This window comes from Paenibacillus glacialis (genome assembly GCF_001637205.1).
GTDB classification, from domain to species: domain Bacteria; phylum Bacillota; class Bacilli; order Paenibacillales; family Paenibacillaceae; genus Paenibacillus_AQ; species Paenibacillus_AQ glacialis.
On sequence record NZ_LVJH01000022.1, the window covers coordinates 80283 to 100314 of the forward strand.

Annotated in this window: 14 protein-coding genes; 11 read left to right on the forward strand and 3 right to left on the reverse strand. The window is 41.9% G+C overall.

The features are described 5' to 3' along the window. The first annotated feature begins 65 nt into the window (after nucleotides 1-65). On the forward strand, nucleotides 66-821 hold the full coding sequence (locus PGLA_RS13080) for an HAD-IIB family hydrolase (RefSeq protein WP_068533365.1): 756 nt from the start codon (nucleotides 66-68) through the stop codon (nucleotides 819-821). A gap of 145 nt (nucleotides 822-966) precedes the next feature. On the opposite strand, the gene PGLA_RS13085 is transcribed toward PGLA_RS13080, so the two are convergent. Both PGLA_RS13085 and PGLA_RS13090 read right to left on the reverse strand, forming a co-directional pair. After that, nucleotides 967-2337, reverse strand: coding sequence for a sensor histidine kinase (locus PGLA_RS13085; protein ID WP_068533370.1), 1371 nt, complete (start codon nucleotides 2335-2337; stop codon nucleotides 967-969). Beyond that, nucleotides 2334-3053 (reverse strand): response regulator transcription factor, encoded by a 720-nt coding sequence (locus PGLA_RS13090; protein ID WP_068533372.1) that lies wholly within the window; start codon nucleotides 3051-3053, stop codon nucleotides 2334-2336. The genes PGLA_RS13085 and PGLA_RS13090 overlap by 4 nt, the downstream gene beginning before the upstream one ends. 160 nt (nucleotides 3054-3213) lie before the next feature. Between PGLA_RS13090 and PGLA_RS13095 the strand changes: the two genes are divergently transcribed. From PGLA_RS13095 to PGLA_RS13115, 5 genes are all read left to right on the forward strand, one after another. Further along, nucleotides 3214-3939, forward strand: a complete 726-nt coding sequence (locus PGLA_RS13095; RefSeq protein WP_068533373.1) for a hypothetical protein — start codon at nucleotides 3214-3216, stop codon at nucleotides 3937-3939. 269 nt (nucleotides 3940-4208) lie between these two features. Continuing rightward, on the forward strand, nucleotides 4209-5531 hold the full coding sequence (locus PGLA_RS13100) for an MFS transporter (protein WP_068533375.1): 1323 nt from the start codon (nucleotides 4209-4211) through the stop codon (nucleotides 5529-5531). Beyond that, a complete protein-coding gene (locus PGLA_RS13105) occupies nucleotides 5503-6414 on the forward strand; it encodes a polysaccharide deacetylase family protein (RefSeq protein ID WP_084411044.1) in 912 nt (303 codons plus the stop codon). Before PGLA_RS13100 ends, PGLA_RS13105 begins: the two co-directional genes overlap by 29 nt. A 230-nt stretch (nucleotides 6415-6644) precedes the next feature. Further along, nucleotides 6645-7334 (forward strand): response regulator transcription factor, encoded by a 690-nt coding sequence (locus PGLA_RS13110; RefSeq protein ID WP_068533379.1) that lies wholly within the window; start codon nucleotides 6645-6647, stop codon nucleotides 7332-7334. Beyond that, on the forward strand, nucleotides 7331-8590 hold the full coding sequence (locus PGLA_RS13115; RefSeq protein ID WP_068533381.1) for a HAMP domain-containing sensor histidine kinase: 1260 nt from the start codon (nucleotides 7331-7333) through the stop codon (nucleotides 8588-8590). Before PGLA_RS13110 ends, PGLA_RS13115 begins: the two co-directional genes overlap by 4 nt. A gap of 8 nt (nucleotides 8591-8598) precedes the next feature. Here the strand turns inward: PGLA_RS13115 and PGLA_RS13120 are convergent, their stop codons facing one another. Next, nucleotides 8599-9951, reverse strand: a complete 1353-nt coding sequence (locus PGLA_RS13120) for an IS4 family transposase (RefSeq protein ID WP_068533383.1) — start codon at nucleotides 9949-9951, stop codon at nucleotides 8599-8601. Nucleotides 9952-10233: 282 nt separating this feature from the next. Here PGLA_RS13120 and PGLA_RS13125 point away from each other — a divergent pair, with 282 nt between their 5' ends. From PGLA_RS13125 to PGLA_RS13145, 5 genes are all read left to right on the forward strand, one after another. Next, a complete protein-coding gene (locus PGLA_RS13125; protein ID WP_068533385.1) occupies nucleotides 10234-10995 on the forward strand; it encodes an ABC transporter ATP-binding protein in 762 nt (253 codons plus the stop codon). Between the two features lie 2 nt (nucleotides 10996-10997). After that, entirely contained in the window at nucleotides 10998-13352 is a 2355-nt protein-coding gene (locus PGLA_RS13130; protein WP_068533388.1) for an ABC transporter permease, read from the forward strand. 344 nt (nucleotides 13353-13696) lie between these two features. Next, entirely contained in the window at nucleotides 13697-14101 is a 405-nt protein-coding gene (locus tag PGLA_RS13135; protein ID WP_068533391.1) for a DoxX family protein, read from the forward strand. A 540-nt stretch (nucleotides 14102-14641) separates the two neighbouring features. Further along, on the forward strand, nucleotides 14642-15826 hold the full coding sequence (locus PGLA_RS13140) for an MFS transporter (RefSeq protein ID WP_068533393.1): 1185 nt from the start codon (nucleotides 14642-14644) through the stop codon (nucleotides 15824-15826). Between the two features lie 353 nt (nucleotides 15827-16179). Then, complete coding sequence (locus tag PGLA_RS13145) at nucleotides 16180-19956, forward strand: DUF4073 domain-containing protein (RefSeq protein WP_068533395.1); 3777 nt, start codon at nucleotides 16180-16182, stop codon at nucleotides 19954-19956. The last annotated feature ends 76 nt before the right edge of the window (nucleotides 19957-20032 follow it).

Here is a 20032-nt window from a genome sequence, read left to right on the forward strand (position 1 = left end):
CTAATTACGGCATGGTCGTTATATAGGAGACTGTTATGTTAAGAAAAAACGAGGAGGAGAATACGATGAAATTTGTTTTTGATTTAGATGGGACAATTTGTTTTAAAGGAAAGCCTTTAAGTGAAGGAATGGTACAAGTATTAGACGCTCTTGTAGAAAAAGGACATGAAATAATCTTTGCCTCGGCTAGACCTATACGTGATTTATTACCCGTTTTACCACCGCATATGCAACATTTTTCAATGATTGGTGGGAATGGCGCGTTTGTCGCAACAGGTGGGCATATCATTTCAACTATTCATTTCGACCAACAGATAGCTGACAGTATCACCAAGTTAATAAAGACATACGAGGCAGACTATTTAATAGATAGCAAGTGGGATTATGCTTATTCAGGTAGTAGTGAGCATCCGATTCGACGAAATGTGGACCCGGAGCAGCGAGCAAAAAACATACATTTAGATGAGTTAAATGAAATTGTGAAAGTGGTCATTTTACATAGTTATAATGAGCGGCAATTGCTAGAGGAGCTACAGAAATTACCGATCGTTACATATATGCATGGCCATGAAGGTATTATTGATATCAGCCCGAAAGGCGTAGATAAATGGGCAGGGCTACAAAAAATGGGTATTGAGCCGCAAAAATTTATTGCATTTGGCAATGATGCAAATGATGTGTCGATGTTCAAGCATGCTCAGCGCTCCGTTTGTGTTGGAGAGCATACAGATCTTTTACAACAATTCGCAACAGATAGGATTACTAATGAAGAAGAGCAGGTAATTCAAAAGATAATGGAGTTAATGGAAGAAATACAATGATTAAGTTAAGCTAAACGGATATAAGAATTGATGATTTATTCGATTTGATGGATTGTCAAGCCAAATGCGACATGGCATCTGTGAATGATTCGTGAGCGGTCTTCCAATCCAGACATTTCCTTGGTAAGCAGGATAGATTGGTGGTTTACGTGGTTGTTACGCAAGGGAACCCAATTGAGATCACCGCTCCGCCTTCGCGTCGGTTACCAGCCGTGATCAGACCTCCGCAGCGCTCGACGATTGCACGAGATATAGCTAATCCAAGTCCGGATTCGCCATCTTTTCCTTTTACAAACCGGTGGAATAGATGAGGAAGTAGATCTTCCGAGATGCCCGGTCCATCATCACTAATCGAGATTTCAACTCGTCCATCTTTGATTGCAGCATGGATATAAATCTGTTGATTGGCATATCGGGTTGCATTAGAGACCACATTGATTAGAGCCTGCAATAATTTATCGCTATCGGCACGGATCGTAAGTGGCTCGTGATCTTCGTATGACGTATACAGGGTCAGTCCTTTCTTCATTAGAAGAGGGTTCAACCGTTCAATGGTTTCTATGAGTAGGTCCTTCAGACAAATCTCCGAGGGTTTGAATATATCTTCCTCACTGTCGAGCTTGGCAAGTAGCGTCATTTCCGTAACGATTTTCTTCAATCGGGAGCTTTCGCTCATAATAATATCAAGACCCTTATGAACATGTTCTCCTTCAAAAACACCGTCTCTGATCCCTTCGGCATATCCGGAGATGGACATCAAGGGGGTCTTTAATTCATGGGAGGCGTTTTGAAAAAACTGCTTCTGCACGTGATTATATCGTTTTAACTCACCAGCCATATCATATACGGATTGAGCGACAGAGCCAATTTCTCCGCCAGCCTTGATCAGTTTAACGTCTTCAAAGTGACGATCTTTTACTTTCTTCAGTTCCTCCCGTAGTCTCAGAAGGGGTTGAATTAGCTTTTTCGTGATAAATAGACTAAATAGGAACATCAGTATACCCGCCACACAGAAAACGATAAGTAGTCTCTTAAGCAGAGCTTGCTCAATCGTTTTGACTTTACTCACAGGCGTAAGGAGAGTCAATGTTCCTTGAGGCGTTGCTTTCACCTCAGTAATGTATCGTCTATCTGTCCCGTTCCAAATGTTTTGCAGACTTGAAGTTTCACTTGCTGTAGCTAAAGGTCCGGCATTTATTCCAATGTTAATATAATTCATAGGTACCGATGTAGACACAACCCTTCCTGTTTCATCGGTAAGAATAGCCTCCACGCCTGCAGTGGCGGGAGATATGATTGCGGGTAATGAGACAACAGCTTGATCCATGATGACCGTATTTTTCAAGCTTTCCTTACTCAATGAAACTGTCATTGCGGCACTCATTGTCTTCAAATCTTCCTTTTGTGCTCCGATAAAATGATCTAACAGCACATGATGGATCACAACAGCCGTAACAGAAAGTACCAAGACCAGCGCAATACCAAAGGCCAAATTAATCTGATGTACCAGCTTCATGTGCTCTGCTCATCCCCTTCTGTTCTCATACGATAGCCATGTCCCCACACCGCTTCAATCGGAACATGTTCTAACTTTTTGCGCATCCGCTTAATTAAATGATCAACAGCGCGATCGCTTCCGAAATAATCGTCGCCCCACACGAATGTTAGAAGCTCGTCTCTCGTAAATGCTCGGTTCGGAGAGTCGGCGAATACTCTCAACATAGTAAATTCCTTGCTGGTCAGGTCGACTTCGTCTCCACACCAGAATACACGTCTTTCCTCTAGCAGCAGTTGAAGCCGACCGACTTCAAGGCTGGTGGAAGTCGTTGGGAGGGTTACTCCTTCCATCGTGGCATTCATTTTATATGTCCGTTGGAGCTGCCTTTTAATACGTGCTACCAGTTCTCGGGGGCTGAAAGGCTTGACCATATAATCGTCGCTCCCAAGTTCCAATCCTAATATTTTATCAACTTCATTGTCCCTGGCAGAAATCATAATGATCGGCACTTCTGCCTCATTACGGATTCGCCGGCAAAATTCGTATCCGTCCATGCCGGGTAGCATGATGTCGAGCACCCACATATCCGGTGGATTTGTCTGCCACAAAGTCCAAGCCTCCTCTGCACTACCGAGGCTGATGGTTTGGTAATTTTCCTTTAGCAAATAGGCTTCTACAAGATTACGTATATGTAGATCATCGTCCACTATGGCGATGAGATAGTTATTATTCATTCATGTTACCTCCTGATTGTTTCTCTCATTAGTATAACAATCCGCAGGTGAGTGTGGAGGACTGCCATCATTTTTCCATAAATTAACCAATGTTCTGCCACACCTTTCTTGTAAGCTTGGACTTGTAAGATCATTCGAACCGAAGAGGAGTGTTTTATCTATGAATCACCAGATGATATTTAAAAAGTTAGCCCTGTCAGCCGTGCTAGTGTCCGCAGTTGCCGTCCCAACGGTAACGAACGCAGCTAGCGAACCTAAGGCAGTGAGCCCGGAAGCATCGTCCAAGACGGTCACTACAGTTTCAGGGAATAAGGTATTAGCTACAGTTACAACCGTTGCGAGCAGTTGGGCTAATCCCCTTGAACTGGTTAAAACTTACGCTCCTACTACGCTAGAAGACTGGAAGAAGACACTAGAGCAATACAAGAAGGTTGCTGGAAATGACTTGTCCGGAATTTATAAAGCCACCAAGGTGGTTTCTGCGGAGCCGGCAGTAAGCGGAGAAGCGATGCCATTTTTCATTGATATGAAAAAGATTGATATCAAGCCTGGTCAAGCCTTTGATATAACTTCTTTGGAGTCAGCGGGTGTAGAGCATATTGCGGCCATACCGACGGCAATCGGAGAAGCGAACAACATGTCAGTTACCCTTGTAATGGATAACGGTAAGGCTGATCAAGCAGCTTTTGAGAAAACTTCTTTCGTAAAAAGTACGATGGCTACATCATCGGAACAGATGAGCGAAGGAGATCAAGCCTTTTTCAAAGCTCAAATCGCTCTAAATGACGCAGCTAAATCCAAAGATGCCGCTGCTATCAAGGAAGCATTAGCTAAGCTATTGGTACAGTACAAGCAGCAGATCGCGGATTTCGAAACAGCAAAGTAATGAAATAGATAGATATAGAGAGAATAATTCACAAGAAGTACATTCAAGGAGATATTGAATATTAATGAGGCAATCCCTGTTTCAACCATCTGGTTGAGAGGGATTGTCTTATTTTGTATGTGGTGAGAGAGATAGTAGGGATAGATACTTTAGTATGATGAGTAGGAATAGGTAATATTTTCAGGTGTAGTAAATAAATATGGCGAAAAATTCCACTAATTGAATATAATAGAGTAGGGTTTCTTACCACACTTGGAGGAGGTATGTTCATGAAAGGTAAATGGATCAATTCACCTCATACGTTCGCATTAGGAATGTTTGCAATGATGGTTCCTAGTCAGGCATTTAGTTCATTTTACAGCTACTTCTATGTTGAAAAGCTAGGACTTGGGATTGGGCTCGCGACACTAGCACGAACGATCTTCCTCATATGGGATGCGGTGAATAATCCATTATTCGGTTATTGGTCGGATCGTACCAATACTCGTTACGGACGCCGCAGGCCTTGGGTGTTCGGTTCGATCCCGCTATTTATGCTGGCCTTCGTACTGGTGTTCTCGCCTCCAGGAGGTTTATCGGAGAATGGACTATTTGCTTGGTTTCTTGTGACACTTATTCTCTATGAAGCTGTCGCTACGGTACTCTGGGTGAACTATGGGGCACTACTTCCAGAGCTCTTTCGTGGAGATCGAATTCGTGCGAAAGCATCCGCGATCCAGCAGGGTTACCAAGTCGTTGCTTTGTTAATCGCTACCGCATTATCCCCAATGATTTATGCTGCGATCAACTTCTCCAATATGGCCATTGTGTACGCATGTGTCTTTGGTATTTTTATGTACATCTGTATGATGAATGTTCAAGAGAAGAAGGAGACGGACGTAGGCGAGCCATTAAAGTTGATTCCAGCCTTCCGCGAGACGATTCGCAACAAGAAGTTCTGGGTGTTTAATATTTCGAACTCTTTTGCCCAAACGGTGAATGGGCTTGTTAGCTCGATGATTCCTTTTTACGCCAAATATGTACTACATATTTCAGAGGCACAAGTGTCGATCTTGATGGCATCTGTTTTCGTCTCGGTGATTCCGTTAGTATTCGTATGGTACTGGATTATTCGGAATATGGACGGGGTCAAGGCATGGCGCTTATCTCTTATCGTATACGGGTTATCCGTGATTCCGCTCTGGTTCGGCTATGATCTTATAAGTGGTATTGCCGCAGGTGTTGCTGTTGGCTTCGGACTGGCAGGATTCCTAGTGACCCCGGCGATCGTAGGTGGCAGAATTATTGATGAGGATGCGGATAAAACAGGACTTCGAAGAGAAGGTATCTATACGGCTGTCAGTGGATTCATTACCCGTTCGAGCGGGCTTATCTCGGCGTTGGCCTTTTTTATAGTAGGTATGATATTCGGCTATCAAAGTGGCGATAACCCAGGTTCGGACCCTGAATCGACATTCCGGTATTTGATTAGTGTCGTTCCGCTATGTCTACTCGTGATATCCGTGGTCATATCTTTTACAATCAAATTCAAATTTACGGAACCCTTGAGAGGTGACTATGACCATGAGCAAAAGATTAATCATCAACTGTGATGATTTCGGGCAAAGCCCTGCCATGAACCAGGCGATAATGCATCTATTGGAAGAGGGTAAAGTATCATCAGCAACGATAATGGCCGTAGCTCCAGGGTTTGAGGAGGCTGCGGCTTGGAGTGCCCGTCGGCGCCAACCTAATGTGGGGATTCACTTAACGATGACAAGTGAGTTTGATGCTCTACGTTGGAGTAGCTTAACGGGTCATCCATCGCTGCATGATGAGAGTGGACATCAATATAAGACAGTGAAGGAATTCGAAGTAGGGACACGAACTGGAGCTGTACTGAATGAGATCGACGCCCAGTATAAGCGAGTAAAGAAGTCAGGCATTGTAATTAGTCATGTTGATAACCATATGGGAAGTCTATACGGAATAGAAACGGGTCGTAGTCTAATTCCGCAGGCGCTGTGGAAGATTTCACGTTGGGGACTACCTTCACGTTTATTTCGGTACATCTATGCAGATGATCCACTCCTTGGATCACTGAGTAACATCGAACGTCCGGTCGCGCTTGCGGCGGGACTGGCTGATACATTTGGGGTGCAAATTCCAGACTACCTATTGTCGCATCCTTTTCATATGCAAGAGGGCGAGACCTATGACAGCTTCAAGCAGTCGATCATCGACAAGTTGTATAAGCTTCCTGACGGTGTAAGTGAGACATATATTCATCCGGGAATAGAAGATCCATGGATGCTTGCGAATATTCCAGACTGGGAGAAGCGGGTATGGGAGTCACGCCTACCCTTCGACGATGATTTCACATATGCGATGCATGATGCAGGTGTTATCTTGTCCGACTACCGTTATGTACAGCAGTATCTTAAACGTCCGCGGCTAAGCTCAGCATTCAAGCTGTTGAGGGTACTGACAAGATAGGGTGAATGCAATTATTTACTTCCTTATAAATAAACCAGGTCATGCATGGTCTGGTTTATTTGATATGTAGCCTGTGCTCAAATTGTTAATTTACACAGACAGTTGTTGTGGGTGGATGATAGACTAGGATGGATGATGCAGGTCTGGTTACTCGGCTGTCGAGAAAGATAGATATATATTGAAAGTTAGATAGAGCAGCGTGATCACTACATATTGAACGGAGAAGATCGATGAAATATGATTGCTTAATTGTGGATGATGAAATGGTTCTTGCCGAAACAACGAGTGAATATTTGAATATGTTTGATGTGGAGTCTACGTATGTGACAAGCGCTGAAGGATGTATGGCGTTTCTTGAAGAGCATGAGACATCTTTAATTTTATTGGATATCAACCTAGGGAATACGTCTGGTTTTGACTTGTGTAAAAGACTGCGGCAGATCACACAAATTCCGATTTTGTTCATAAGTGCACGTTCCAGTGATGATGATATTCTCATTGCTCTCAATATTGGTGGTGACGATTATATACAAAAGCCTTATACGCTTAGTGTCTTACTCGCAAAAGTAAAAGCAGTATTGAAAAGAGTGCAAATCCAGCAGCGTGTTTCATCGGATACAATAGCTTGTTGCCCTGTCGTTGTTGATGCCAATCGGTGCCGTGTCCATGTTCATGGCGTGGAGGTTAAGCTCAAATCTATGGAGTTCAAGTTGTTATGTTATTTAGTGAATCATAAGAATCGTATCGTGCCCAAAGAGGAGTTGTTTCGCCAAGTGTGGGGTGATTCCATCACAGGGGATGGAACGTTGAACGTACATATCCGTCATTTACGAGAGAAAATTGAAGTGAATCCCAACGAGCCACAATATATCAAGACTGTGTGGGGAACCGGCTATGTATTTGAGGATCAACGTATATGAAAACCAAGTGGATGATAAGTTTCATCGCCATTATTTTTGGGGTGGGCGTTTCCTTTTCTGTGCTATTGATGATTATACAAGTGGAACCCGATGTGGATATGGTTGCGATCAATGAGGTTGTGAAGAAGGTTGAAATCCATTGGGAGCATATGGATCGGGGAGATTTCAGCATCGCTAATCAAGAATTTGTCGTCATGGATACGAACGAAAAGGTGCTCTATGCAACAGCAGATCATCTCTCTACCACCGTGAACGAGGGTATCAAGAACAGAGACTCGATCGTCGATGTGGTGGTTAACGGAACACCTATAGGGAAAGTGATTTTCTATAACAACGGTAACCATATTCTTCAACAATGGAAGCAGCGGCTTTTCATCGTGATGCTAAGTACATTTTCGGCGATAGCATTACTATGCATCGCCTATGTCTGGTATCTGAATCGCACCGTCGTTCGCCCCTTCCTTAAGCTCAAGGATTTTGCTCGAAACGTAGCCCACGGTAACCTCGATATCCCTTTGGACATGGATAGAAATAATCTGTTTGGTGCGTTCAGCGAAAGTTTTGACATGATGCGTGAGGAATTGGCCGCGGCCCGTCAAAGCGAATATCTGGCAAATCGTAGTAAAAAGGAACTCGTTGCGAGCCTTAGCCATGATATCAAAACACCCGTTGCATCCATTAAGGCCGTAAGTGAACTCATGCTGGTTCTTGCCACGAATGAGAAAGAACGTAAACGGTTAAACACCATCTATGTTAAAGCGGAGCAAATTGATCTCCTCGTGACGGACATGTTCCATGCGAGCTTAGAAGAGTTGGAAGAGTTAAAAGTAACCGTAGTGGATGAACATAGCAGTGTGTTGAAGAGACTTATTGAAAATAGTAATTATGATGACAAAATAGAGTGGGACGACGTTCCGGAATGTATTATTTCAACGGATCTTGCACGTCTGCAACAGGTATTCGATAACGTACTGAGTAATTCGTATAAGTACGCCAATACCTCCGTTCGGATTACCCAACAGATCGTTGGGCCTTATTTAGAAGTAAAGATCATGGACTACGGGACGGGTGTCAGTGAGGATGAATTGCCACTCTTATTCAATAAATTCTACCGTGGTGATCATGTGGAGGGGCAAGTGGGTTCGGGCCTAGGTCTATATATTTCTAAATATCTCATGGAGAAAATGCAAGGCTATATTATCTGTTATAACCGGACAGACGGGTTCACCGTTACGCTACAAATTCCCCTTTCTTAATAATTAACTCAACTTTCGCAGCTTAAATCTTTAAACAAGCCCTTGATATAGCTGGGTAAACTAGAGATCCAATCCTGTAGTTGACAAAAAATAGACGTTTTGTTTTTCTTCGTCTTCGCTTGGGCCATTTCGAGAAATAAAACCATGAGTTGTTGGAGTGCGGTCTGAAAATCTAAATCGCGGACTTCATCGGCAAAGAGAAAGAATAACCCACCTAGTGTTCGGTTGTCATGGGTTTGACGTCGTTCATATTCCATCGCCAAATAACGGCTAAATACAATCGTAGTGTGGCTAATCAGTTGATCAAACGAACGACCTTGGAACTCTGTTCCTAGTTTTAAATAGCTTTTTGTTACTTTGAAAAAAGTCTCTATACTCCAGCGCATCCCATAAATTCGCACGATTTCGGCCGAATCTAGGGATACATCCGTACTCAAAATTGCAAGCCATTCCCGGCGTTTATTCCGGTTTCGTACAAAAACCAGTTTCACAGGCAGGCCGCAGGTCGTATGGACAATCACGGAACCTTTTATGTCCGAATTTTTATGTTTTGGAAGGCTTTGAAAGACTTCACGTAACGTCATTCGTTGTCCCTGAACGAGGTATCGCTGCTTCATTTCCTTCACCATGCCAATCACGCAAAGGCCTTTATCTGTCAGCTGGCGAAGGAGTGGTGCCTGGGTGAACCAGCTGTCCATCAGCACGTAATCGGCACTGAATCCAGCCGTTAAAGCCCGATCTAATAGGGCGACTACGGCATCTGGCTTACGAGAAAGGGCCTCCATTCGGCGCTTATACCCCAGGCTACGCTTAGAAACTTTCGATGTCATCTCACAAATTCGATTCGCAAGCTTCGCTGAAGAAAGCATAACAAAGTCAAGCGGAGCAAAGCTGAACCCATCTGACCATCCAAGCGTCAGCATGCTGTATCCTTTGGTGAAACGACCGGTCGTATGGTCAAATACCCGAGCCAGCAATTCGGCTTTTTTGCTCCGGTTGCGACTGAGCACAGAATCGTCGATGATGAATACTCGAACACGAGTAGATGAAATAAGCGACTCAAAATGCAACACGATATTAAGGCTTAGAGTGTGCAGAAATCTACGCCAAGCAAAGGAAGGATGATTTAGGAAACGATAGACGACATCTTTTCCGGGAAAATCTACGCCCCGCTGGCTTTCTAGCAAACGGAACCAATTCTTCCCCTCAAAAACAAGGGAGAAGACGATTTGGAAAACAGCAAGACTAGAAAGACCAAATGACTTAGAAATCCCAGCATTTCGTAGGCATTTCCCCATTTGAAGTGTTGCAAAAAGCTTGGAAAAACGAGACTGTTCAGACATGGAATGTTGTTGTAACATAGAGTTACGCACCTTTCTTTGTTTGCATGGTTGATCGACACTTCCATGATACCAAACTAGAAAGGTGTTTTCTGTCAAGATGAACACTTTTATTGAATTAATTCCTTAGCCTCAAGGGGTTAAGCTGATTTTCTAGGTGCGAAAGTTGAGTAATTAAGGATTGGTTAAGAATTGGGCAAAGATTCGTTAAGAGTTTCCATCGTATGATAGGACTGTAATCAACGTTACAGTCTTTTTTTGATATATAATCGTTGAAATTTAAAAATAAGGGATGCGTTCATTATGTCTACAATCCTATTATCTACCAAGAAATTATGTAAAACTTTCTCCAGTGGAGGCCATCAACAGCATGTGCTGAAAAACCTAGATATCGATTTATTCGCTGGTGACTTTACGGTCATTATGGGGAGCTCGGGCTCAGGTAAATCCACTTTACTGTATGCACTTTCCGGTATGGATAAGCCTACATTGGGTGAAATCGATTTTGAGGGTAAGCAAATCGCTAAATTGAATAACGATCAGCTTGCCGTTTTTAGAAGAAATCATTGTGGCTTTGTGTTTCAAAAGGTTCATCTACTGGATAACATGAGTGTACTAGATAATGCATTGGCGAGTGGCTTACTGGTCAGCAAGAACAAACGAGAGATATTGGAGAAAGCCAAACAGTTACTAAAGCAGGTGGGATTAGATGAAATATCTTGGGACAAATTTCCGAGCCAACTTTCCGGCGGTGAAGCTCAACGTGCAGGAATTGTACGGGCATTAATGAATAGTCCCCAGATCGTGTTTGCAGATGAGCCAACGGGTGCACTTAATTCCGCCGCCAGTACAAGCGTGTTAGATGTCATGACCGAAGTGAATCGGAATGGACAAAGTATTGTTATGGTTACGCATGATATGAAAACAGCATTACGAGGTAATCGGATCCTTTACTTACGAGATGGCGTCATGTGTGGAGAATTGAAACTAAGCGCATTCCATGTCCAGGATAACCATGCACGATATGAACAGCTGCAATCCTTTTTGACTGAAATGGGGTGGTAACGATGAAGCTATTCAATCTTGCCATAGCCAACATGAACAAAAGTAAAGGTGCGGCATGTTCGCTCGTTCTGTTAATCCTAATTGCCACACTGCTGTTAAACATAGGGATTGGCATTTTTACAAAGGTGGATACGTTCTATCGCGATAAAATCGAAGAATATCACAGTCCACATGCACTCGTTATTATGAATCATAAGGAATATAAGCAGGTATATGGAGACTTTTTCAAGGGTGATTCTAGAGTGAACGAAGTTGAAACAGAAGACATGATGTTTCTAGGTAATGCGAAAATGAAATTTGGCGATAACGAGATGGGCATGGGTGGAGCATTCCTTAACGCCGATCAAGAGCGAAACATGGCTCCTCTTCAACTGGTTGAACGAAAAGAGATTGCGAAGGAGAATGCCATTTATGTGCCTCTCTCCATGAAAAACGGGGGGTATGAGCTCGGCGATTCCCTAAGGATTACTTCTCTTGATCAGGAGTTCAATTATCGCATTGGGGGGTTCTATGAGTCACCTACGCTCGGGACGATTAATGCGGGAGCAATGAAGTTCTTTTTATCCGATACCGCATATAAGCAGATGTACGATAAAATGGGAGAGGCAACAGGCAGTACATTATTATCGATAAGACTGGATGATGTGGAACAATCGACCACATTGCTGCGTGATTTTAAGAATAAAACGGATGTACAGCTGTCTGCACTGGGTTCGTTTGGTAATACGTTTGATATGGATATGCAGGCTATGACTATGACATCTACGATGATGATTAGTGTGATTTCTATGATGTTAGTTGCTTTTGCAGGGATTATTGTCATTGTATCCTTATTTGTGATTCGATTCCGTGTGGTGAACAGTATTGACGATAATATGACAAATATCGGGGCATTAGGTGCAATGGGGTATACAAGCAAGCAAATCACGGCTTCGATGGTACTGCAATTTACCTGGATAGGGATGATCGGCGCAATCATCGGGGTTGGACTGTCTTATGTCGTAACGCCTTTATTTAGTCAAATTCTTTCTAACTTAGCAGGTCTACAATGGAAGAGTGGTTTTCAACCCGGTAGGGATCTTGTGAGTGTCTTGATTGTAATAGCGCTGTTGTTGATGGTTACCTTGTTATCAAGTCGCAAAATCAAAAAACTCCCGCCTGTTGTTGCGCTTCGTGGCGGTATCCTTACACACAGTTTTAAACGAAATCATTTCCCGCTGAACAAAGCAATGGGTGGACTTCAATGGACCTTAGCTTGCAAAACCATGGCAGCTCATATGAAACAAAATATCATTATTGCGTTGGTTATTGTAGGGGTCACGTTTGCGTCCATATTTTCTATGATCCTCTATTATAATTTATCAGTCGATAACACCGCCTTTTATAAAATGCTTGGAACGGAAGTATCAGATGTCGCCGTGACTGCAGATCCAACGGCTAACCTTGAACAACTGGTTGCACAGCTTGAGGTGATGGATGGCGTAAAAAAAATAACCAAGATGGATTCGGCAACCTTAATTATGGATGGAGTTGATATGGCAACCTTTGTGTCAGATGATTACAGTCAAATGGATTATCTTTCGGCCTATAAAGGGAGATTGCCTGTATATGATAACGAGGTTGTGCTTACAGGTGTTATCGCGGACATGCTTAACAAAGAGATAGGGGATTCCGTTGAAGTGAGGTCGGGCGATACCACGCACAACTACCTGATCACCGGACTGACTCAGACAATGAGTAATTCCGGGAAGGTAGCTTATATTGCTCTATCGGGTATGCAAAAATTCATGCCAGACTATCACATATCAACCATTAATGTGTATCTGAACGGTACAGACAGTACAGACAATCGGGAATATATCCAACAAGTGAAAGCCACATTTGGAGATCAACTCATACAAGTGAAAAATTTGCGTGAATTTGCAGAAGCGCAGTTGTCTACCTATAGTTCAGCCATGACTTCTGTGGTCTTGGTCGTTCTGCTCGTAACCGTGGTTGTCGTCAGTTTAATTCTCTACCTAGTGATCAATACGATGATCGTTAAACGTAAACGGGAATTGGGTATTTATAAAGCGTTAGGGTACACAACTTACCAACTTATGACGCAAATCGCTTTAAGTTTTGCTCCTGTCGTCATTGTCGGAACGGCTGTGGGGGGATTTCTAGGGTGCATCGGCACCAATCCTCTAATTTCTGTATTAGTTCGTAGCGTTGGCATTTCGAACGCCCAATTTAAAGTACATATTCCGACCATCATGATCCTTTGTATTGGAATTGTTGTATTCTCATATTTGATATCCATGCTGATAGCACACAGAATTAAGAAGATAACTGCGTATGGCATGATTACGGAATAGGTATTGAGTGTGGTTAAGGACGAATGATCGGATGCAAGCATAGAACAACAGAAAGAAGGACACCGTTGAGGTGTCCTTCTTTGTTATGTGCTACCTATTCGATTCATTAATTAACTTGCAATGTGATCGATATAATATGACGTTGTATATTCCTAATAAAAAATAAAAATATGTATTAGAAATATATTTAGGTTGACATATTATTTTATCGCGGGTTATATTACTAATACAAATATTATATTTTTAATAACTATAAATACTAATCGAAGAGGGTGGACAAACTAATCACACTAGCTTTACCAGCAAAATAAACACAATAAATGAAATTAAGGGGAGAATAAATAATGACAAGAATAACAGTGGTATCAACGATAATGCGTATCGTGATGGGAATATTATTTCTAGCTCATGGAATTAGTAAATTGCAAATGGGTTTAGGGAATGTAGAGGCATGGTTTGGATCTTTGGGTTTACCTGGATTGTTGGCATATGCGGTAGCTGCACTTGAACTCGTTGGTGGGATCATGTTGATTGTTGGACTCTTCACCCGATATGTGTCAGCTATATTTACGGTCATGCTTCTGGGAGCGATTGTGACAACGAAATTCTCAGCAGGGTTACTTGGGAATGATCAGATGGCTGGATATGAGATGGATTTGTCTTTTATGTTAGTGACGATTTATTTGACTGTTGCTGCTCCTACAGCGTTATCTATCGATCAATTGTTTCTTAAGAAACGCAGCGCATAATATTCAATATTGATTTGAACGTTTGGACGTCAAGACGCTACTATCAACAATCAGACCCTATGTGGTCTGATTTTTTTCATGTGAGGAGAGAGAGGTATCGGTAGTCGAACGTGTTTAACTGGCTTAACATGATCGGTCACCAAGTTGTAAGCCCTCGAAACAACTGAACAGCATTATTCGGTGTGAAATTTAATTATATTTATGGGGATTACCTGGGAAATTATGTATAATGTGAGCCTGAAGCCTAATCTGGACTCCGAAGGTATGATTAAAGGATTAGACTTACTGAGCATTGATAAATTAACGATAGCAAGCAGATGTAGTAGCGGGTATGATTGCTGATATACGTACATAGGGTGGTTGATGGTTGTCCACTTTTCCAATGAGATGAAGTGGTTAGAATTTCACAAAATGATGTAGAACGATACGAGGCATTGATGGAAATAAGGATAAGAAGTAGCTAGAAAGTAAGAAAATAATAATTCAAAAAATAAGCTCTAATTGGATCCATGCGAATGAATGAAAGAAAGGATGTGGCAGATGTCTAAAGATATGCGCAAGCTGCTGATCATGACCACGATCAGCACAATTATCGCAAGTTATATTGGGATATTCGTCAATTTATTTATTTGGGAGTATGACCATTCGATTACGGAAGTATCTCTTTACAACATGTCTATGTTCATCAGTTGGGGGTTTTCTTTCACTGTTGCGGCTAGGTTATTAAATCGATTTTCTATACGTCTGCCTTTAGCGATTTCTGCGTTGTTCGGAACCGTTGCTTTCATGTATTTAGTCATGGTGCAGTTCGATAATCGATATCTGTGGATATTAGTATTAGGTATACCTGTAGGTGCAATGTTTGGGTTCTCTCAGGCTTCGCAGAATCTCAGCATCGCCTTAAGGGGTAAGGGGAGTGAATATACTCCATATTTCGCCACGCTAATGGTTATCTCTCAGGTAATATCTGTTGCTGTTCCTTTTGTATCGGCGAAAGTTATCGATGGGTATGGGTATTCGGGCTCTTTCATCTTGATGCTTGTCTTCGTCGCCATGATGCTGATCTTCTCGTTCTTTATGCCGAGAATTACTTTAGCTACTCCAGACGTACAGGATAACCATGCTGCTCGTGGGCGTTATAGTCTCCGTACCGCATTCGGCCGTCCAGGATCAAAGTGGATCGTACTATCCTTTCTCGCAGCGGGTGTATTCATGCAATTTCAGAATTTATTTACGTTACTCTTTACGTTCACTGTCACAGAGGACAAATTGTTGATTGCTTTGTTAAACATGGTGTATACGATTTGCTCTTTGCTTGGGTTATGGGTGTATCGAAAAGTGAAAATTGACGAGATGCGTTGGCTGTGGATTGGGATGACACTGTTGGCTGTCGGTTTTATAATCGTATTATTCCAGCATCCTGTAGCGCTTATTATTTCTAACCTAATCACTTCAATAGGTATGTTCTTCTTCCTGACGGTCTGGAACGCTCAGCAATTCCGCTTTATCCAACATGCAAATCCCGTCAGTCAAGCCTCTTTCCTTATATGGAGAGAATGCTTAATGGTAGCCACGAGATGCATCTTGCTTAGTCTGACTTTGCCTTTGAAAGGAATGGGAGGGACGGGGTTTGCTCTGGTTATTGGAGTGGCAATTGTCTGTTTGGTAAGTATACCGTTCTTTCAACAACGCGCTAACCGCGCTGTAGAGACCTCTTCTTCATGATTAGTCCCGTCTCCTGCGGATACTAACTTTTAGTAACTTCTTTGGCTTAGAGAGACCCACTATAAAGTGGGTCTCTTTCATTTGTGGACTTTATTGCAGACAACATATGGGGTTATTTATAAATTTATTATATATCGGGGGTTATCCTAGTAGGTCCTTTAAGCGAATAAAGAGGGATGTAACTTTGGATAAGCATATATACGAAAAATAATACAATTCTTGCTAAAATTCCACAATATTCAAAGGTTAAAAATATTAAATATGATAAATTTTATTGTTTGTATATATTTACCATAGTAGAATTAGGTAGATATTTGTAATTTATAGTACATATTTTTACAAGGGGGAGCAAGATGACTTTATTTAAAAAAATTACTGTAACTACGCTAAGTCTGGCCATGAGTATAGGAGCATTATCCAGCGTGTATGCAGCTGAAAGTTCTGGGGAGATAACGTTTTCAGATCTGAACAAAGCCTCTGTCTGGGCTAGAGAAGCTATCGTGAAGGCCAAGGAATACAATTTAATGGCAGGCAGTTCAGATGGAACTTTTCGACCAATGAGTGCTGTTACACGCCAAGAAGTGGCGGCTGCTCTCAATAATGTCATGCAAATCGAACCTCTTCAGTTGAGCAAGTCATCCTTTACCGATGTCATCTCTGGCTCATGGAGTGCCGGTGCAATTGAGGTGATGAAAAGTTCGGGCTGGATGCTCGGGGATGGGAATGGAACCTTTCGTCCTACTGCACCTCTTACCAGAGAAGAAATGGCAGTCCTATTGGTAAAGATCGCAAATATCAACATAGAATCATCGGTTCCGGAATTGTCCGTTACTGATAAGGATAAAATTTCATCGTGGGCTAAACAATCTGTAGCCCTTGCCCTAGAATCGGGCTTAATGCAAGGCACCGGAACGAGCTTTAATCCTCTTCAGCCTGTGTTGCGTCAAGAGATGGCAGCTATTGTGCTTCGAGTTGCCGAAATGAAGAACAATCAGCAGACCAGTATCATTGAACAGATCAATAATGACACTATAACAATTTCAGGTAAGAATTACGCCTTATCTGAATCTTTGAAGAAATTGTTTAAGAATAATTCTGAAGCTTTAGCAAAAGCGAAAGTTAAATTTAAGGACGAAAATAACACGATCATAAGTATCACTTATTTAGAGCTTGCTCAAAGTGGAAAACCTGCGGATACGGGAAAGCCGGAGTTTTCAGGGAATATCGTGTTTGATGGTAACGGGGCCAACATTGAAGGAAGTTTAAAAGTTGCAGCCGATTATGTGACTTTAAAGAATATCAACATTCAGGGTAACCTTAACATCGGAAGTGAACTATACAATGACTTCTATGCCCTGAACGTGAATGTTAAAGGGAATACACTTGTGAATGGCGGGGACGAAAATACCGTAGTATTTGATAAAGCTCAGCTTAGTGCAATGACAATCAACAAAAAAAATGTTCATGTGGAAGCCAAGAACATGACTACCATCGGTGATGTAACTGTCCATTCTGAATTATCTAGTCTTTGGGGTGATAGCTCGGTTGTCTATGGTCATGTTAAGCTACAGGATACTGTTAGGAGTTTCTGGAACTATGCGAATATTAAAGAGCTTCAAATCACAGCATCAAAAGAAGAAACCATTCTTTCTGGAAACGGTCGTATTGATAAACTAGAAATATCAGGAGAGGGTAAAGCAAAAATCATGACTACAGTACCTATCGGTACTATCATCATCAAGAATAAAGATGCTCAAATTACACTTCCGTTAAATGTGAATATAGCAAACCTCGTATTGCCTGAAGGTGTAAAAGCACAAGATATCATCTCAAATTACGAACAAGTTAAAACCCATATTGGACAGTTGAATAATAATGTTAACCCAGAATATATAAATAAAATTGGTAGCGGTTCAAACAACTCTTCTGGATCAGGCAGTAGCTCCGGTAATAACGGAAATTCAGGTTCAGGCGGAAATACGACAACACCCTCACCTACAGAGCCTCCATTGCAGCCAGGTAATTCAAATAATTTTCTAATAAAAACCTATAAGTATCGTGATATGAACTCAGTGGAACTGGTACTCAAACCTAAAGCATCAGGCACTGTCTATTTTATAGCTACACCTAGCACTTACAATAGTTCCCGGCCTACTATTGAGCAAATTAAGAATGGTAAAAATGATGATAACAGCCCGGCTGACTCCAGCGGACATTTTTCTGTAACAGCAGGCTCCCTCGCAACTCATAAAGCGGTAGGCCTGAAAGAAGAAGAAGCTTATATTATCTGGAGCGTTTTTGTTGATGCTGCGGGTAAGGAATCAGGAGTTACGTTTTTGTACTCAGTACAAAACTATCAGCCTAACAGCAATATCGTTCTGCCATATGAAAAAGCGAATCTATCTGAGATTAGCACCCAATTCACAAGTCCTCTGGACAACAATGTGACCATGGTAACCGACCCAAAGGCAATTCTCCAAAAAGGGATACTGAGGAATTATGGATTTGGTTATATTCCCGTCAAATCGATTAGCTGGGATGTCAGTAAACCCGATATGCCAATCCTAACGTTCCACTTTGATCAGGTTAATTTAGGCACAATAGATTCATATCGAATTGACTGGAGATTCGTTGATCGCGCACTTACTATGGATGGAGGGAAGTATGGCCTAGGTGGTCACGGAGCTTACACCGGAGAAAAAGTGGTTGATCTTATTACCGCTCAATTAAAACTCGAGACGGGTACAGTCGCTGACCCTGTCAAAGCTGACGACGTCATATATGTTCTTAAAGCATACCCATCACCCCTAGACACAGAGCTTAACTTGATTGAGTACAACGCTGAATATTATCAACGTTATTTTGCGGAAGTGAACGGATCCATTCATAATTATACCGATGTTAAGTCGATTATTGCGAATGTAAACACACAATATCCAGCACCTGCTAAAGAAGTAACCGAAGTATTGATGAACATGAATAACGCATCAAGTAGTAATACTATAAAGTATTATCTCGAGAACAAAGCAAGCATTATTGGTATTGATCTAACAAGTTATACTGCAATGAATACCGACGCTAAAAATTTGATTTCCCAATACGTTTTGACACAGCGAAAACTCCAACCTAGAGGGAAATATACTAACTTGGAACAAATAAGAATAGCATTCGAAGAAGCCTGTAGCCTAAACACTGATATTCCGCTTGGACTAAGCTTCATTGATACCGATGCGCGTGCAGGATATTTGGGAGGAATCATAATATGGACTCCGGGTTCTGACGAGGCAGGCATCGAACAATATGAACTGTTGTATAGCTTCAACAAACAAAGTTCTACTGTATTGGCAACTGTAGACAAAGTTTCGGGACATCAATATGTCTTACCTGTAGATACGATTGTACCTGCTGGAGCCACCCATATTGGAGTGAGGGGTATCCGCGCTGAACAAAGCTACACAGCTGTCGTATATACTCCGTTAAAGGATATACTGCCTTTACAACCAGGGAAACCTGCGGTCGATAATGATGATATGTATAACGTTCTTGTAGGCGCCGATAATACTATGGAATTTTCTATAGATTCGGGAGTTAGCTGGATCACTTACGATGAACAGTCTGATTATACTTTTCCAGGGAGGATCTCCGTTTATGTCCGTTACAAGGCAGACTCTCAAAATCAGGTACCCGCAGGAAAATACGAGATCGTTAGTTTTGTAGACAATGTTTATATGTTTGTCGGAATAAATGATGTTGGTAATACTTTTGATCAAGGAGCGACTTCGGCTATGGAGTATTCCTCAGATAATGGACATACATGGACAACATATGTTAATCAGGAATTTCCAGGAGATTTAAAGATACTGCTTCGTGAACGGGGAAGCTCAGTTCTCCCTGCTGGAGCTACCAAAGCATTTGAGTTCACATCTAAAGTTAATATTGGAATTTTCAGCGGTGGTAAATACTTTGAGCCATCATGTGATAGTTTTGAGTATTCATTGAACGGAAGTGAATATCAGCACTGGCCTAAGGACAAGATAATACAATTCAACCCTGGGGATATTGTTGTAATACGTGAAGAAGCACGAGGGCAATTCCCGGCTGGGAAAGAAGAAGTATTTAATATTCAATGAGAATGAAAGACCTTAAAAGGATGACTTCTAATCTATTTAGAAGTCATCTTTTTTTTAACAAATACAATCAATTCAC

Coding starts and splice junctions, on each gene's coding strand:
- PGLA_RS13140 (WP_068533393.1), top strand. CDS start 14,642: ATGTCTAAAGATATGCGCAAGCTGCTGATCATGACCACGATCAGCACA.
- PGLA_RS13115 (WP_068533381.1), top strand. CDS start 7,331: ATGAAAACCAAGTGGATGATAAGTTTCATCGCCATTATTTTTGGGGTG.
- PGLA_RS13085 (WP_068533370.1), bottom strand. CDS start 2,337: ATGAAGCTGGTACATCAGATTAATTTGGCCTTTGGTATTGCGCTGGTC.
- PGLA_RS13095 (WP_068533373.1), top strand. CDS start 3,214: ATGAATCACCAGATGATATTTAAAAAGTTAGCCCTGTCAGCCGTGCTA.
- PGLA_RS13090 (WP_068533372.1), bottom strand. CDS start 3,053: ATGAATAATAACTATCTCATCGCCATAGTGGACGATGATCTACATATA.
- PGLA_RS13145 (WP_068533395.1), top strand. CDS start 16,180: ATGACTTTATTTAAAAAAATTACTGTAACTACGCTAAGTCTGGCCATG.
- PGLA_RS13135 (WP_068533391.1), top strand. CDS start 13,697: ATGACAAGAATAACAGTGGTATCAACGATAATGCGTATCGTGATGGGA.
- PGLA_RS13130 (WP_068533388.1), top strand. CDS start 10,998: ATGAAGCTATTCAATCTTGCCATAGCCAACATGAACAAAAGTAAAGGT.
- PGLA_RS13080 (WP_068533365.1), top strand. CDS start 66: ATGAAATTTGTTTTTGATTTAGATGGGACAATTTGTTTTAAAGGAAAG.
- PGLA_RS13105 (WP_084411044.1), top strand. CDS start 5,503: ATGAGCAAAAGATTAATCATCAACTGTGATGATTTCGGGCAAAGCCCT.
- PGLA_RS13110 (WP_068533379.1), top strand. CDS start 6,645: ATGAAATATGATTGCTTAATTGTGGATGATGAAATGGTTCTTGCCGAA.
- PGLA_RS13100 (WP_068533375.1), top strand. CDS start 4,209: ATGAAAGGTAAATGGATCAATTCACCTCATACGTTCGCATTAGGAATG.
- PGLA_RS13120 (WP_068533383.1), bottom strand. CDS start 9,951: ATGTTACAACAACATTCCATGTCTGAACAGTCTCGTTTTTCCAAGCTT.
- PGLA_RS13125 (WP_068533385.1), top strand. CDS start 10,234: ATGTCTACAATCCTATTATCTACCAAGAAATTATGTAAAACTTTCTCC.